17 protein-coding genes are annotated in these 15,830 nt (G+C 43.8%); all 17 read right to left on the bottom strand.

The window, feature by feature from the left end; genetic code table 11:
* Positions 1-25: 25 nt before the first annotated feature.
* The 17 genes from flhB to A3774_RS09285 all read right to left on the bottom strand — a co-directional run bounded on the left by flhB (position 26) and on the right by A3774_RS09285 (position 15,828).
* Positions 26-1,165, bottom strand: coding sequence for a flagellar biosynthesis protein FlhB (flhB, locus tag A3774_RS09205; RefSeq protein WP_067866474.1), 1,140 nt, complete (start codon positions 1,163-1,165; stop codon positions 26-28).
* Positions 1,166-1,174: 9 nt separating this feature from the next.
* Complete coding sequence (gene fliR / locus A3774_RS09210) at positions 1,175-1,948, bottom strand: flagellar biosynthetic protein FliR (protein ID WP_067866476.1); 774 nt, start codon at positions 1,946-1,948, stop codon at positions 1,175-1,177.
* A 4-nt stretch (positions 1,949-1,952) separates the two neighbouring features.
* A complete protein-coding gene (fliQ, locus tag A3774_RS09215; protein WP_067866477.1) occupies positions 1,953-2,222 on the bottom strand; it encodes a flagellar biosynthesis protein FliQ in 270 nt (89 codons plus the stop codon).
* Between the two features lie 24 nt (positions 2,223-2,246).
* Positions 2,247-2,996: a flagellar type III secretion system pore protein FliP gene (gene fliP / locus A3774_RS09220; protein ID WP_067866479.1), complete on the bottom strand. Its 750-nt coding sequence runs from the start codon at positions 2,994-2,996 to the stop codon at positions 2,247-2,249.
* Positions 2,989-3,435: a flagellar biosynthetic protein FliO gene (gene fliO, locus A3774_RS09225; RefSeq protein ID WP_067866481.1), complete on the bottom strand. Its 447-nt coding sequence runs from the start codon at positions 3,433-3,435 to the stop codon at positions 2,989-2,991. Before fliO ends, fliP begins: the two co-directional genes overlap by 8 nt.
* A gap of 36 nt (positions 3,436-3,471) precedes the next feature.
* The gene (fliN, locus tag A3774_RS09230) at positions 3,472-3,912 is read right to left on the bottom strand and encodes a flagellar motor switch protein FliN (RefSeq protein WP_067866484.1); all 441 of its coding nucleotides are present in this window, start codon (positions 3,910-3,912) and stop codon (positions 3,472-3,474) included.
* Between the two features lie 32 nt (positions 3,913-3,944).
* On the bottom strand, positions 3,945-4,922 hold the full coding sequence (fliM, locus tag A3774_RS09235; RefSeq protein WP_067866485.1) for a flagellar motor switch protein FliM: 978 nt from the start codon (positions 4,920-4,922) through the stop codon (positions 3,945-3,947).
* Between the two features lie 32 nt (positions 4,923-4,954).
* A complete protein-coding gene (locus A3774_RS09240) occupies positions 4,955-5,473 on the bottom strand; it encodes a flagellar basal body-associated FliL family protein (protein WP_067866488.1) in 519 nt (172 codons plus the stop codon).
* Between the two features lie 304 nt (positions 5,474-5,777).
* Complete coding sequence (locus A3774_RS09245) at positions 5,778-7,490, bottom strand: flagellar hook-length control protein FliK (protein WP_067866490.1); 1,713 nt, start codon at positions 7,488-7,490, stop codon at positions 5,778-5,780.
* A 53-nt stretch (positions 7,491-7,543) separates the two neighbouring features.
* Positions 7,544-7,987: a flagellar export protein FliJ gene (gene fliJ / locus A3774_RS09250; RefSeq protein WP_067866492.1), complete on the bottom strand. Its 444-nt coding sequence runs from the start codon at positions 7,985-7,987 to the stop codon at positions 7,544-7,546.
* Positions 7,984-9,369, bottom strand: a complete 1,386-nt coding sequence (gene fliI, locus A3774_RS09255) for a flagellar protein export ATPase FliI (RefSeq protein WP_067866616.1) — start codon at positions 9,367-9,369, stop codon at positions 7,984-7,986. The genes fliJ and fliI overlap by 4 nt, the downstream gene beginning before the upstream one ends.
* On the bottom strand, positions 9,362-10,132 hold the full coding sequence (locus A3774_RS09260) for a FliH/SctL family protein (protein ID WP_067866495.1): 771 nt from the start codon (positions 10,130-10,132) through the stop codon (positions 9,362-9,364). The genes fliI and A3774_RS09260 overlap by 8 nt, the downstream gene beginning before the upstream one ends.
* Positions 10,133-10,139: 7 nt before the next feature.
* Positions 10,140-11,150 carry a flagellar motor switch protein FliG gene (gene fliG, locus A3774_RS09265; protein ID WP_067866497.1) on the bottom strand — a complete coding sequence of 337 codons (1,011 nt, stop codon included), beginning with the start codon at positions 11,148-11,150 and terminating at the stop codon, positions 10,140-10,142.
* Positions 11,143-12,774: a flagellar basal-body MS-ring/collar protein FliF gene (fliF, locus tag A3774_RS09270; protein ID WP_067866618.1), complete on the bottom strand. Its 1,632-nt coding sequence runs from the start codon at positions 12,772-12,774 to the stop codon at positions 11,143-11,145. The genes fliG and fliF overlap by 8 nt, the downstream gene beginning before the upstream one ends.
* A gap of 65 nt (positions 12,775-12,839) precedes the next feature.
* Positions 12,840-13,193 carry a flagellar hook-basal body complex protein FliE gene (fliE, locus tag A3774_RS09275; RefSeq protein ID WP_067866499.1) on the bottom strand — a complete coding sequence of 118 codons (354 nt, stop codon included), beginning with the start codon at positions 13,191-13,193 and terminating at the stop codon, positions 12,840-12,842.
* Positions 13,194-13,365: 172 nt separating this feature from the next.
* Positions 13,366-13,995, bottom strand: coding sequence for a 3'-5' exonuclease (locus A3774_RS09280; protein WP_067866501.1), 630 nt, complete (start codon positions 13,993-13,995; stop codon positions 13,366-13,368).
* 3 nt (positions 13,996-13,998) lie between these two features.
* On the bottom strand, positions 13,999-15,828 hold the full coding sequence (locus tag A3774_RS09285) for a putative nucleotidyltransferase substrate binding domain-containing protein (protein ID WP_067866503.1): 1,830 nt from the start codon (positions 15,826-15,828) through the stop codon (positions 13,999-14,001).
* Between the last annotated feature and the right edge of the window lie 2 nt (positions 15,829-15,830).

Below are 15,830 nucleotides of genomic sequence, written 5' to 3' on the forward strand. Positions count from 1 at the left end.
CAAGAAAATGCAATTTTCGAGCCATTTATAGGTCATCTTTAAACTCATCAGGAATAGGCAACTCATCTACCTTAACCTCTGTAGGTCGCTCAGCTTGTCGACTTTTAAAACGCTTAAGCTGAAACACATAAGCCAGCACTTGAGCCACAGCCATATATAGCCCAGAAGGGATCTCATCATTAATTTCAGTAGAGTTATAAATAGCACGCGCCAAGGGCGGAGCAGAGAGTATAGGTACATCATTGGCTTCAGCTATCTCCCTGATTTTGAGAGCAACAAAATCTACGCCTTTAGCCACCATAATCGGCGCATTACGATCATCGCCTTCATATTTAAGAGCGACGGCATAGTGGGTCGGGTTGGTAATGACAACATCAGCCTCAGGCACAGCACTCATCATCTGCCTTTGCGCTATTTCACGCTGCAACTGCCGAATACGCCCTTTAACTTCAGGCTTACCTTCCGTATTTTTTAACTCATCTTTAACTTCTTGAAGGGTCATTTTCATTTTTTCTGTGTATTCATAGAGCTGATAAGGCACATCAACCATAGCCACCAAGATCAACACCGCGCTCAATGCCATAAAGACCCAGATAATGATCTCTAAGGCAGAGTCTATTGCCGGCCTAGGCTCGAACGTAGCCAAAGCCAAAAGATCTCCCCTTATATTCCACAGAATAAGAATGGCAAACCCACCCACCAAAGAGAATTTCGCTATAGCTTTGAACAACTCGACTAAAGACTTCAGGGAAAACATGCGCTTAATACCCGCCAACGGGTCAATGCGACTACCTTTTGGCGCAATAGAATCAGCACTAAAGTTCCACCCGCCTAAAGCGATAGGGCCAACAATAGAGGCGATAAGAAGAGAGAAGAAGACACCGGCTAAACCCAGCAATGCATCCCATACCGACAGATCAAAGTGGGCGAGCATTTTATTCGGATCAAAAACAGCCTGTCTATCAAGCACAAAATTACTCTCCATCATACCAAGCATATGCTCAGCAAGTTGAGAGCCAAAAATAATGACTGAGAAAACAGCGGCCATCAAAACCAAGGTTGTCGCAAGTTCCTTAGATCGCGGAACATCGCCTTTTTCTCGGGCTTCACGTATTCGCTTGGGGGTGGGGTCTTCGGTTTTCTCTTGACCAGAATCTTCTGCCATTAAACACCCTTAAATAAACAGTTGCTCAATATAATCTAATACAAAACTAGAGATTCTCATATATTGATCAAGAAACCCTCCCAAATTCACCCAGTTAATAAATAACCCCAACACCATAGTAAAAGGGAAGCCAACCGCCAAGATATTCAACTGAGGAGCAGCCCTAGACATGATACCAAACGCCATATTAACTACTAATAATGCAGTTACTGCAGGGAGCGCCATAAGCATTGCAGCAGAAAACATCCAGCTACCCGCCATAGCGACCCTCCAATAAGCATCACGATCTAAAGCTGAAAGGCTAACCGGTACAACATCAAAGCTTCGCACAATAATCTCAATCATCACCAAATGACCATTGAGCGATATAAATATCATCATAATCAACGTTAGGTAAAATTGCCCCAACATAACCACAGATATACCGTTAGAGGGATCCGTCATAGATGCGAAACCTAAACCCATCTGCATAGCGATAATCTGCCCGCCCAGCACAAAAACCTGGTAAAAAACCTGAAACAGAAATCCCAGCATTGCACCAACTAAAATCTGCTGACCGATAACAAGGTAGGTGTTAACACTCAAGCTATCAAGTGGAGGCATATCCGGCAACAAAGGCGCAACAACAATAGAGACAGCCAGAGCAAGCATTAACCGAACGCGGGCATTAATTAACTGACTACCCAGCAAAGGCACAGCCATAAAAAATGATGCGATACGAAAAAAGGGCATAAGGAAAGCAGAGATCCACTGTTCAACCTGTAGAACACTAAGTTCGAACAAAGGGCTAACCTATAAGATATGGAATATTTTTGATCAATCCTGAAAAATGCTCCATCAAGGTATTCAGGATCCAAGGCCCCGCCCACATAATGACAAGAATCGTCATCAATAAGCGAGGAAGAAAACTCAAGGTCTGCTCGTTAATTTGTGTAGCAGCCTGAAAAGTGGAAACAATTAAACCAACAATCAAACTCGGCACAATAATCACCGAGACTAAAAGAACAATTAGCCAAAAAGCCTCACCAAATATACTAAGTACAACCTCTGGAGTCATAGACGACGTCCCGATTCTACACTTTTAAATTCCAAAACTCGCCGCCAAAGTACCAATGACCAGCGCCCAACCATCTATAAGAACAAATAACATTATCTTGAAAGGAAGGGAAATAATGACTGGCGACAACATCATCATACCCATCGCCATTAAGACACTCGCCACTACAAGATCTATAACCAGAAAAGGAATAAACAACATGAACCCTATCTGAAAAGCCGTTTTCAACTCACTCGTAACAAACGCAGGCACCAGAACAGTAAATGGAATCTCGTCCGCACTAGCAACCTCAGGGGTTGCTGATATCTTCATAAAAAGACCCAGATCACTCTCTCGTGTTTGCAGCATCATAAAGTCACGAAAAGGAACACTCGCTTTCTGAAACGCTTCTAACATTGGCAGCTCCTCATTTGCATAAGGCTGCACAGCCTCAACATACACTTTATCCAGAACAGGCGTCATAATGAAAAGCGTAAGAAACATCGCCATACCTACCATAATTTGGTTCGATGGCGTTTGCTGTAACCCTAACGCTTGACGCAAGATGGAAAACACAATAATGATTCGCGCAAATGAAGTCATCATGATGAACATAGCTGGCAAGAACGTCAGCATAGTCATCAACGCAAGCACTTGTAGTGTTACGCTATAGTTTGTTTCGCCGCCTTCACCTGTCGTCAATGTGAGTGCAGGTATACCAACATCTGCAGCTTCTACTGCAAATGCAGTCGATCCCAAAGCAACAAAGAGAAGTACTGAAAACAGTTTATTCATCTCCACCTCCGCTCTTCTCTTCAGAAACTCCGCGCTGCTTCACAACCTCAGCTAAACGATTGGAAAAACTATCTGTTTTCTTACTACTCGCGTTCTCGATCTCACCTTGATCAAATGCATGCAGACGGGACACTCGCCCAGGCGCAACACCTAACAATAAATGTTGCTGACCTACCTTAACTAAAACTGCTTTTTCACGTGCACTCAATGGCAAAACACCGACGACACGCATATCTTTTGTCATAGAAGATATGCCAGAGAAACGCTTTAATACCCAAGACAAGATAAATATGATTGCAACGACAACACACAAGCCTACCACAAGCTGAATCAAAGCCTCTCCAGAAAAAGGCTCCTTAAACACAGGAGGTATAGAACTGGGCATAGAAGTATTTGCTGAGGATGCAGCATCCCCTGCAAAAACAGAGCTTGGCAGCATCAGGAGCGCTAAGAAAAGTATTGGCCGCATATCCCGTTATTTCAGCCGTTTAATACGTTCTTGCGGACTAATAACATCTGTAAGCCTGATACCATAGCGATCATTCACTACGACAACCTCACCATGTGCAATTAGAGTCCCGTTAACCATCACATCTAATGGCTCACCAGCAACCCGATCAAGCTCGATAACAGAGCCCTGATTTAACTGCAATAAATTACTAATAGGTATATCTGTCTGACCTACTTCCATTGATAAAGTCACAGGTATATCAAGGATGACATCTAATTTAGGATCAGATACGGGTGTCCCTTCATCCTGTAACTCATCAAGCTCAACCGATGTTCCAACAGCACCCGTTGCAGCTAACAACTCATCAGGATCAACCGCGCCGTCACCCTCATCAGTGACCTGTTCTTCCATTGCTGCCGCCCATTCATCAGCCAGTGCTTGCTGATCTTCAGTTTCATCACTCATCTATTTTGCTCTCTAATAATCTTATCTGCCGTTTATTTAGGGCGTACTATCTGATCAACAATTTTTACAGCCAAGTTACCCCGAGCAACCCCCATAGTACAACGATATACAGGCACTTTGTTAGCCTTTAACTCAAACGAAGATGGCAACTCTATAGGTATTACATCACCCGCCTCTAACTCCAGCACATCACGCAATGTCATATCCTGCTGCGCCACCACCATATCGAGCGGAAGCTGCGCCATCAAAATATCTCTCTGTAACGCGATTTGCCAACGTTCATCTTTTTCATCTTCGTTATTCTGGAATCCAGATACGAGCAGATCTCTAATCGGCTCAAGCATAGAGTAAGGCATTGCCACATGAAACTCACCGGCCCCACCTTCAAGATCGACCTGAAAAGTACTTACAACCACCACCTCAGTAGGATTGATAACATTAGCCATTGCAGGGTTCATCTCATGGCCTAAATGCTCAAAACTTAGCTCTTTAACGGGATGCCATGCCTCTTCCAGATCCAAAAAGAACTGCTCCAATGCTTTATGAATAAGGCGGGTTTCTGTGGGCGTAAACTCTCGCCCTTCTATTTTTGCGTGACGCCCATCTCCACCAAAAAAGTTATCTACCAGCTTAAAAACTAGCTTAGCATCCATAATAAAGAGGGCGGTACCACGAAGAGGGGAAACCCGTACAAGGTTCATACTGGTAGGAACATATAGCGTGTGAATATAATCGCCATATTTCATAACCTGTACACCACCAACAGTCACATCAGCAGAACGGCGCAGCAGGTTAAAAAGACTTAGTCGAGTATAACGCGCAAAACGCTCGTTAACCATTTCAAGCGTCGGCATTCTGCCGCGAACAATACGTTCATGACTGGCTAGATCATAAGGACGGACTTCTCCGTCCTCAACTTCTATCTCTTCAGAAGTTTCAACATCACCATCGTCCACTCCATGTAAAAGAGCATCGATTTCATCTTGGGAAAGCAGGTCTTTGACTGACATCTAGCAAGATTCCTCAACTAAATACAATCGCATTACTGCATAACCATATTAGTAAAGAGAATAGTTTCAACACCGGGATTACCTATTTTTTCTTGCATAATCTCACGCACTAATTCAGTGGCATCATTTTGTAAAGATCGCTTACCTTCCAATGACTGTAAAACTCGGAAATTCTGTGCACTAAATAAGTTATTTAGCCTAGAAACAATCAAGGGCATATGAAGGGTTAACGCATCAGCAACTTTTTGATCACGAGTTTTCGCCTCTACATAAAGCTGCATATAATGCGAACGCTGATCGTCTGACTGGAGAGTAACTACAAACATCGGTTTACCCCCCATCGTTCTCACTTTAGTATAAATCGCTTCAGCCTTAACCGGCTCCGCTGGCGCAGTCTCTTCTGCGGAATCATCTCCACCAATAAAAAGGAATGCCGCAGTAGCTCCACCACCACCGATAATGAGGGCAAGTACAACGATAATAATTAATTTTAACTTAGACGATTTTTTTGGATCGTTTTCTTCTGTACTCGGTCCCTGTTCTTCAGCCATGTATAGATCCTCAGCAACATCACGGCAAGTGCTTTAGATAGCCGCATTGTAAAAATAGAATTAAGCCTAATATAACACACTGATTTTAAGGCTGAAGATCAAGAACCACAAAAACTACTGTTTTTATAGTAAACGTCGAACAAGAAGCCGAAGTGCCATTACAAGAAAAACGAAAATAAGCAGGTATATCAATCACCCAAAACCGATCAGATGATAAACAACAAGCTAGTAGCCTAGTTTCAAAAAGCATTCTACGATAATTTACAGGTCGCCTAGCTATTCAATAATCATCAACGAAAGCGATCTAAGCATAGTAATCAACCAACGACATCGGCTTAGACTCCACTTGAGCAAGCGGCTCTTCACTACCCGCTTCTCCTGATTCCATATATGAGCTTCCTGAATTACCTGTTTCACCCTGCTCAGCAAACTGCTCTCTATGTTGCTGATCCGCAGACTGATCGGCCACAGATGAATCTTGCAAAGACAAACCTTGCTCAGCAAACATCTCGCGGAGCCTTGGCAAGCTCTGTTCAACAGCATCACGAACATGCGCATGAGGCGAGGTAAAATTAAGACTGACTTGCTGATCTTGATTCATGTGCACTCTGACACTTAAAGAGCCTAGCTCTGGAGGATCTAGCTGAATATTAGCTACATTTAGATTCTGCGTCGAAACCATAATAGCGCGTTCACCCAATGCGTTTTTCCATGCGGGTGTATTGATCTGAACTTGCTGCGGCATCATAAGGTTTTGACCATCAGACACCACCTTTTGAGCCTGTGTCGGCTGAATAACACCGGCTGTCGGCTGGGTCTGCGCCTGTACTAATGTTTCCATCCGTTGACTAAAGTTATTATCAACAGCCTTTTCATTCGCTGTCACCTTCTGCAATAACTGTTTTGACAACTCTAAAGCTGATTCAAATTTTTCAGGCAATACTCCTCCCGACACAGTTTTTGTCGACAACTCAGGCTTGACAGCCAATTCCGCAGCTACCTCTTTTTGCGCGTTTAAGCTCATTAAATCAACTTTATCTGAACTGCGCCCTACGATAGAATTATCCCTTTTCACACCAGAATGCAACATCGTATCAAGCCCATCATCGATCGACAAAGAAGCCTCAGCGCTAGGTACTCTTTCATTGGTTGATTTTGAGGGGAACGGCGAGGCGATTATAGCAGGGTTAACTTTAGCAGCGCCCTCAGTTACACGTATCTGTGCGGATAAGCCTACCTCAGGCGAACTCATCCTCGCATTTTGCGCTTCCAATACTGCTGTTTTTTCATCCCTAGTTAAACTTGCGAGCATAGCTACAGTTAGAGCATCTATAGCTTTCGCCTCTTCCGCATTGGACCCACGCTCTAATGCTAGAACATCCTCTGCATTACCCATTAACTTGGTAAGCACACCATTTTGCAGCACTGTCACATCAACGTCATCGGATAAAGCAACTTTATCGCTAGCCACCATAACCTTATCAAAGACAGCTTTAAGGGATTCAGAAAGCGCACCATTACGAATGCTTTCTTCAAGATCAGATAAAAGTATTGGGGGACCGACAACGGTCGCGGTAGCTAAGCCCTCATCCACATCGATCGGCGCGATATCAGAATCTGTGGTTGTAGCTTTCTCATCTATCTTTGAACGCTGCTCAGCAAACTGTTTCAATGCACTGGCAAGCTCTTCAGCAACTTCAGTCGGAAGCTCAGTCGGAAGTTCAGCACCTTCACCGTATTGTTGCTCTAACATCTGAGCAATGTAGAGCATCTTCTGCTCCAGTGAAATTTCAGGAAGCAAACCATTATCACTAACTTGCGGCAAGCTACCACCCGATTGCGGCAAGAAAGCGCCGCTAGCAAGTCCAGCTTCTTGCCCTGGCAATTGACTCAACACTGAACCAAAACCACTAAACAAAGCACCACCAGGAGCTAGCGAAGAGCCACTTTGTGACGATACTGATAGATTTAAAGTTAATAGCCCACTACCTGTGGACATTGATATTTGCTCGCTCATTCTAGGCTCCTATGAATTTGCCTAGTACAACAAAAGCAAAAAAGGGGCCAAGATTATAGGAAGGAGCTTTTCATTACTTGAGCACGCTCATCTATCTGCTTTTGCAAAGCTTTTTCCTCTGCTTGCATTTCAGCCTTGAGCGCTTTATCCGTCAGTTTTTGCATGCCCTTCATACGTGCATATGAAGTTTTCCAATGTTGCTCAACCGCCTCAAGCTCTTTTAGATTCTGAGCCATGGCATTGGTCTGAGCATCTTTGGCATCTTGTATCTTCTGCATAAAAGCTTGCTGTGCATGCAATTGTGCACCGGTACAGCCTTCCGCATTGACCCCTAGATAATTTTGATGGTATTCAGCTAAATATTGATCCAACTGCCCCATAGTTTTCTTATCTTGTTCAACTCGCTGACGACTAGCCGCAAGAAACTGATCCGCCTGTTTCTTTTTTCTCTCGGCAAGATCAAGAACTAACTGCAACCGCTTTGAACGTTTACTCATTTCTGCAAGCCATTATTTGCTGGACGACGTATTTGCTGGTTTAACTCCGCTTGTGGTGGTGTAGAGATAACCATAATCATCTGCTGCATAGATTCTTTTAGCGCAAAGGACTCATCCATACTCTGACACAGATAAGCGCTAATTGAAGGTAAATTTTCTATAACAAAATCAGTATCAGGATCACTTCCCTTAACATAAGCCCCTACATTAATAAGATCCTCGTTTTGATGATACTTAGAGTATAGCTGTTTAAATCGCATTGCCATTTTCAGATGATCCACCTCAACAATCTGTGGCATCGCACGACTAATTGAGGCCTCAATATCAATTGCAGGATAATGCCCCTGCTCAGCCAAACGACGCGATAGAACAATATGCCCATCCAAAATCGCACGTGCCGAATCAGCTACAGGGTCTTGCTGATCATCCCCTTCAGTCAATACCGTATAAAACGCGGTAATAGAACCACTACCCTCTTCACCATTACCCGCTCGTTCAACCAATTTAGGGATCTTAGCAAATACAGATGGTGGATAACCTTTAGTTGCAGGTGGTTCACCAACAGCCAGGGCTATTTCACGTTGAGCTTGAGCATAACGGGTTAGAGAATCCATCAGCAAAAGTACATTTTTCCCTTGATCGCGAAAATACTCAGCTATACGTGTCGATAATTGCGAAGCCCGAAGCCTCATAAGAGGTGAATCATCAGCAGGCGAAGCCACCACAACCGAGCGTTTCAGGCCTTCTTCACCTAAGCTATGCTCAATAAACTCTTTAACTTCCCTTCCTCGCTCACCGATCAGACCTACAACAATAATGTCTGCCTCAGTAAAACGCGTCATCATCCCTAGCAATACGGATTTACCGACACCACTACCAGCAAACAGACCCATTCGCTGGCCACGTCCGACCGTCAACAAGCCATTAATTGTTCGGATACCTACATCAAGAGGTTGCTTTATTGGCTCTCGCAAAAGGGGATTAATAATCTCGCCAGCTAAATCCGTTTCAGCTTCTGGCTGCAAAGGCCCTTTACCATCGATGGGCTTACCCACACCGTTTAATATTCGACCAAGAAGGTTCATCCCAACAGGGACTTTTCCAGATTCAGAAGACGCTATAACCCGTGTTCCAGACTGTAATCCATCGATTGGATATAAAGGCATCAAATAAATGCGGTCTCCAGAAAACCCCACCACCTCAGCCTCAACTTTATTTGTTTTGGATAACTCAATAAAACAGCATGCCCCCACAGCACACTTAATACCGACAGCCTCAATCGTCAAGCCGATCATACGCGTAATGCGCCCCTCTACACGGGCGCAAGGAGGATCTATTCGGTATTGAGAATAACGGGATAGTTTTTCTAGAAGCTTACTCATGATCGCCAGCAGCATCATGTTTTAGATTGTTATAGAATTGCCCTACAACTTTGGCAAAACGTGTTTCAACTTCATCTTGAATCAAAGTATTTTCAGTTTCAAGGTGAAACCCACCAACCGCTATATCAGAGGAAGCCTCTACAACAATAGAGCCACCCGGCAGAAGCAGTGATTGCTCAATAAACTCAGAATCGTCTGGATTCACTTTTAGAAGCACTGTCGTTATGGGTTCAGGCAGCTGCTGTAAGCCTTCTCGGATAGAAGATAAAAGCAGATCCTTTCTTGATAGCAGTTCAGCACCTACTGTTTTTTCAGCTAATAAAACAACAAGTTTCACTAGCTCTTCTTCGATAGCTGCGGTCGATTCATCCAGTGGAGTTTGTAATTCAGACAACAGACCTTTTAGCAGTGCTTGAAGCCTTTCAACTTCTGACTCTCCCTGCTGAAAACCCTCTTTGTAACCAATTTCTCGTCCCGCAACTAAACCTGCTGTATGTCCTTCCTCTTGACCTTGACTACGCCCCTCTTCTAAACCCGCCGCGAGACCTTCAATACGCGCAGTTTCCCGGATAGCTTCAAGCTCAGCAACAGTAATTTTTTCTGCAGCAATAACTTCATCAACAACGGTAACTTCGGCAATTGTTTTATGCTGAAGCGCAGTAGCGGCCGCAGAAGACTTTCCCATTTGAGGTAAAGTCCAGCTTTGAGCATCACGCACATCTTCAGCCCTAATACGTTTATACGCCTTAGTTTCGTTAGACATATATCAATTACACCATCGCCTCGCCACCACCGCCAAGGATAATTTCACCATCATCGGCAAGTCTGCGTGCAATGGTAAGCACCTCTTTCTGTGCGCCTTCGACCTCACTAACCCGTACAGGACCTTTCGCCTCAAGATCATCTTTAAGCAATTCAGCAGCACGCTTAGACATATTTCTGAAAATTTTATCCTGTAAGGCCACATCGGCACCTTTCAACGCAATAACTAGCACATCCGTCGACACTTCACGCAAGATAGCTTGAATACCCATATCTTCAACATCAAGCAGATTATCGAAAACAAACATGAGGTCAGAGATACTAGACGCCAGATATTCATCCGATTCTTTAATACTCTCCATCAACTCAACTTCTATATTAGAGTCAATAAAGTTCATGATATTCGCGGCTGATTTTACACCGCCCAAGGTAGCAGTGCTCGCACCGCCTGCGCCAGCAAATTGACGCTCCAATATGTCATTCAATTCCTGTAACGCTTGCGGCTGAATACGATCCAAAGCAGCAACGCGCATAAGAATATCAAGGCGTTGCTTTTCATCGAAACACCCTAAAACACCCGCCGCCACATCAGCTTCAAGATAAGCTACAACCACCGCCTGAATCTGTGGATGCTCATAACGAATAATTTCTGCGATTTGTCGAGGCTCCATCCAGCGCAACGTATCAAGGCCAGACGTATTGGTGCTCATAAGAATACGATCAAGGAGAGTTTTAGCTTTTTCTTCACCTAACGCCTGATTAAGCATAGAGCGAATATAGATATCGTTATTAATGCCTATACCGGTTTGGTCGCTAACCAATCCCATAAAGTCACCTACAACCGATTCTACTTTTGTCTGAGGAACATTATTTAACTGTGCCATCGCCTCTCCAATCATTTGAACCTCTTTAGGGCCCATATGTTTGAGAATTTCTGCAGCGTCAGTTTCACCCAAGCTAATCAGCAGGATGGCGGCCTTATCAATTTCACGCCCCCCCTGATCCGCTCCGTCACTCATTATCACCTACCCATTGTTTAACTGCCTGCGCTACTCTCGCAGGATCTTCGGCCACCATACTACGAATAGCATTTAACTGATAATCAAAACTTTCATTGGGGGTAGGTAGTAATTCATCATCACTGCCAAAGGTCACAGAATCAGACGAAAAGTCAGCGCCATCTAACCCAGCCAACTCAGCACTCACATCACCCGCAGCACCCAAACCAGCAACATTGCCAGCGGTACCTGCTGTCGCCAAGTTACGCAAAATTGGCCTTAAAATACCAAAAACCAAAACCAGAACAAAAATAACAGCCATTGCTTGCTTAGCGATATCCCAGATCCAATCTTCTTTCCAGATCGGAATATCTTCTGTCACTATAGGTTCTTCAGCGACAAAGGGAGTATTCACAACATTAACACTATCGCCACGCAAGGCAGAAAAACCTACAGCATCTTGGACAAGTATACGTAAGCGCTCCAATTCATTCTGATCCCAAGGCGCCCTGATCGCATCACCGCTTGCAGGGTCCACGCTAGACAAATCATCTACCACAACCGCTACAGTTAAACGTCTAACACGTCCTTGTTGATGCTTGGTATAACTGATCGTTCTATCCAACTCATAGTTTCGAGTCGCCTGCTTACGAGCGGAACCTGGAGATCCACCTCCCGCCGCAGCACTGTCACCCGACCCTACTTGTTCAGGAACACTACTTGGCCCTGGCGGCTGATTAGATAATGCACCAGGCACCCCAACAGGTGCACTTCCGCTAACACGAGATTCATCCATCGTTTGCTCACTACGCAACGCTGGCAGATCCGGATTATAAAGTTCATCCGTTTGCTCAACCGCTGTAAAGTCCACATCAGCAGATACTTCAGCACGGAAACGCCCCGCCCCCACAACGGGCTGCAGAATACTATTAACCCTATTGAGCAAAGTTCCTTCTAGGCTTCGTGTATATTCAAGCTGCTTCGCTGCTAAAACGACATTAACGTCTTTGTCGCGCATATTCAGCAAACGGCCCTGCTGATCAACCACTGTTACATCTTTAACATTAAGAGCAGGAATACTTGAAGCAACTAAATTAGCAATTGATGCAACTTGATCCCGTTCGAGAGCTCGACCAGAAAAAAGCTCTAAGAAAACTGAGGCCGTAGGCTTACGAGTGTCGCGAATAAACACCGTATCTTTAGGTATAGCTAAATGCACCCGAGCATTTCGAACGGCCGTCATACTAGCGATTGTGCGCGCCAGCTCACCCTCTAAGCCTCGTCTATACCTTGTCGTTTCCATAAACTGACTGGTACCGAGGCTTTGCTCTTTATCCATTATTTCGAAGCCTACAGTTTTATCCGCAGTAAAACCTTCAGCCGCTAGTTTTAAACGTGCTTGATGAACATATTCATCAGGCACCAGTATAGCCCGACCATCCGCATCAAAATTATAGGGGACATTGTATAAACGAAGTTGTTCGATAATCTGATTCGCATCAGAAAAAGAGAGGTTACTAAAGAGAACTCGCTGCTCAGGCTTTTGAGACCATAGAACAACAGCAAAGCCTATAGCGACACTGGCAGCCAACCCAACCATCAAACCGAGTTGACGTACAATACCTAGCTTATTAAAACCTTGCATTGGGTTTCCACTTAACGTTTCAGAACCACCAGCCACAGCCACTCACCTTGAATTTCTATTTTTTATTAGATCGGCATTTTCATAATATCTTCATAAGCTGACACCAAGCGATTACGTACCTGGGTCATAGCTTGAAAAGATACAGACGCCTTCTCAGCCGCAATCATTACTTGCGGTAAATCGATACTCGAATCACCTTGCTCGTACGCAACCGCCAACTTTTTGGCATTTACCTGAGTATCATGCACACCATCAACGGCATTTTTTAAGATATCTCCAAACGACGTCCGCCCTACAACACCATTTTCCTTCAAACCTTCCGGCGCAATATCCGCCATATCGGAAGAAGGGGCTTGGACCTGCGCTTTAATCGTCCGCATCTGCATAAGAACGCTATTTATATCTGCTCTTTCTACCATACCAACACCAAGCGGCAATTTATTGACATTATAATCACACTTAGCACTTCATCAATAGAGGATAACAAAATAATGTCATTATTTTGTCTATTCAGACTATAAATGAGTGCACACGGTAGAGATAAAGCAAAAAACGGGCCATGAGCCCGCTAATCTTTTGACGTATTATCTATTAATAATGCGTTTCTGGTGGATCGCCGTATTTCAGACGCACATACATCAATGCTACGGTCAAAGCATCACCTATAGCAGTATGTCGCTCCAACATGGGGATATCTAACTTTTTCGATATAGTATCAAACCGCAAATCAACATTACCTCCAACAGACTTCCACTTGATAATATCGTGATAGACGTGCGAAAGCTCAACCGCCTTGTTCGGTAAACCAAAGCCATATAGAGGCCTGATAAACTTATCCAACATGCGAATATCATAATTCACGTAATAGCCCAAAATAGGACGATTTCCCACAAACTCAAGCACCTGCTGCAAAGCATCTTCAATCTCGATACCTTCCGCTAAATCGCTCTCACGAATTTTATGAATTTTAATGGAATCGCCGCTCAGAGATTTGGGTGGCTTTAATTTAATATCTAGCCGCTCACTCGAAAGTACTTTGCGACCTCTAATCTTAACTGCTCCTATAGATACAATTTCACCTTGCTTCACATCCAAGCTTGTAGTTTCACAATCCAGCGATACAATTTCATCACCATTATAGGACTCAAAAAGATGGGCGAACGGACCCGCTTTGTGATCATATTTCTCTTTTATTCTTCTAACCGCTCTGGGTATTATCATCAACTAACCCCCGAGGTGATATCTCAGCTCAAGATGCTTCTTAAATCCTTTTACAATATGCAAAGCATCCCGTAACAGATCACGCTCCATTTTATCTAACGACTGTAATTCAATTAAGTTAGGTGTTTGGTCGTGACCAGTTTCACTACACTCTATACGTTTAATTTGCTGCCTTAACCTTAAACTAATAAATAAACTTAGCGCCTCCGCTAGCTCGCTACCATGTTTTTTCTGCAACTGTTCCTGCTCAACCAACGCTTCAATTCGCTCAAATGTATTTGTCACCTTGATACGATACTCAAGAGCAATAGTCCGAATACCATGAACTATAGGAAATATCCCACCCTTCTTAATATCTAAGTGCCCTTTATCTTTTAAATTACCAAAGAAGGTTAGCGGCGTATCGAACTCTAAAGACGCCTTTGCAAAATGGGAGAAAAAAACATCATTATTACGTAAGTGACGCATAAACCAATTACGGCTCGCTTTAAATATAGCAGGGTTACCAGCCACAGGCTTAGCATCTATCGCGATAGCCAAATTCATCTGCGACTCACTGTCGCACTTTTCAGCCCACTCCCTCAACATCTGAGTCCATTCACCCAATGAACGAACCCAAGCAGGGTTTGAAACCATAATATTACCTGGGCACGGAGGAAAACCAAATCCGATCAAAGTCTCACTAAAGCGGTTTAAGGTCGCCTGCATCTCCGGCCAGACTAATCCATCTCGATAAATAACAGCATTATCTTGATCAGTTTTCATAATCTGTTCACCACGTCCTTCCGAACCCATCACCAAAAGGCAAACATGCGGCTGCATATCAGAAGGCATGATAATATTGAATAATTTGGCGATTATTCGACCATTCATGGCGGCTAAAAGATCCATAGCAAAACGCGTTTTAACGCCATGTGAAACCAAAGCCTTAATTAAATCATCTAAACCCTGCGCAGCCTCTTTTAGATCTTCAACCGTTTGCGCTCTCTCAATCCTCAAACCAATAACATGAGAATGACTCGAGAAATAGCTTAATACATCTGTGAGCTCTACAATCCCACTCATCTCAGATCCCTGCATAACCACAACACGTTCAATACGCTGCTGGGTCATAATAATTAACGCATTGAATAGATAATCGTCAGGTTCTACTGTAATTAAGCGGTAACTTGCTATCTCCGCAAGATCTGTATCCATCGGCATCTCATTCACGATGACCGCATCAAGCAAGTCAGTTCCCGTTACCATCCCATATCGGCTTCCTCGCCTAACCAACAAGCAATCCGATTTATGCTCTCGCATAATCAAGGTTGCTTCACGTATAGAGGTCCCCTCCACTATGACCAACGGTTCCCTAATCAACCCATCAGATACTTTAGCCAACATAAATTCAGCCATATCTTGGTCTTTGCCATGCTGCTGAACAATTTCAGCTTTAGCCGACAGATTTTGCTGGAAGTAATCAGCAAATAGGCTGTTAGTAGACATTAAGTCCAATAAAGTTTTTGTTGGTAAAACGTGACAAATAGTTTCCTCTTCAGCAATGAAGTTATGAATCGCTTTGCCACGAATTGATGACCAGCCACCGAAATAATCTTCATTTGTGTAATAAACAAAAATTTGCTCTCGGCTCGTTTCCCCCTCCTTAATAACTTCACTTTCTCCAACCCTTCCTTTCAAAATAATAAACACACCTTCAGGCTCCTCACCAGCAGCCATAATAACCTCACCTTTCTGGTAATAGCCTATATCTAGGCTAGAGCGCAGTGTGTTTTGCTCTTTTTCATCCAACAAACTAAACGGTAGATTTGTCATTTTGAAAGAATCAGGCATAT

Origin of the sequence: Neptuniibacter marinus (assembly GCF_001597725.1) — a bacterium.
GTDB lineage: Bacteria > Pseudomonadota > Gammaproteobacteria > Pseudomonadales > Balneatricaceae > Neptuniibacter > Neptuniibacter marinus.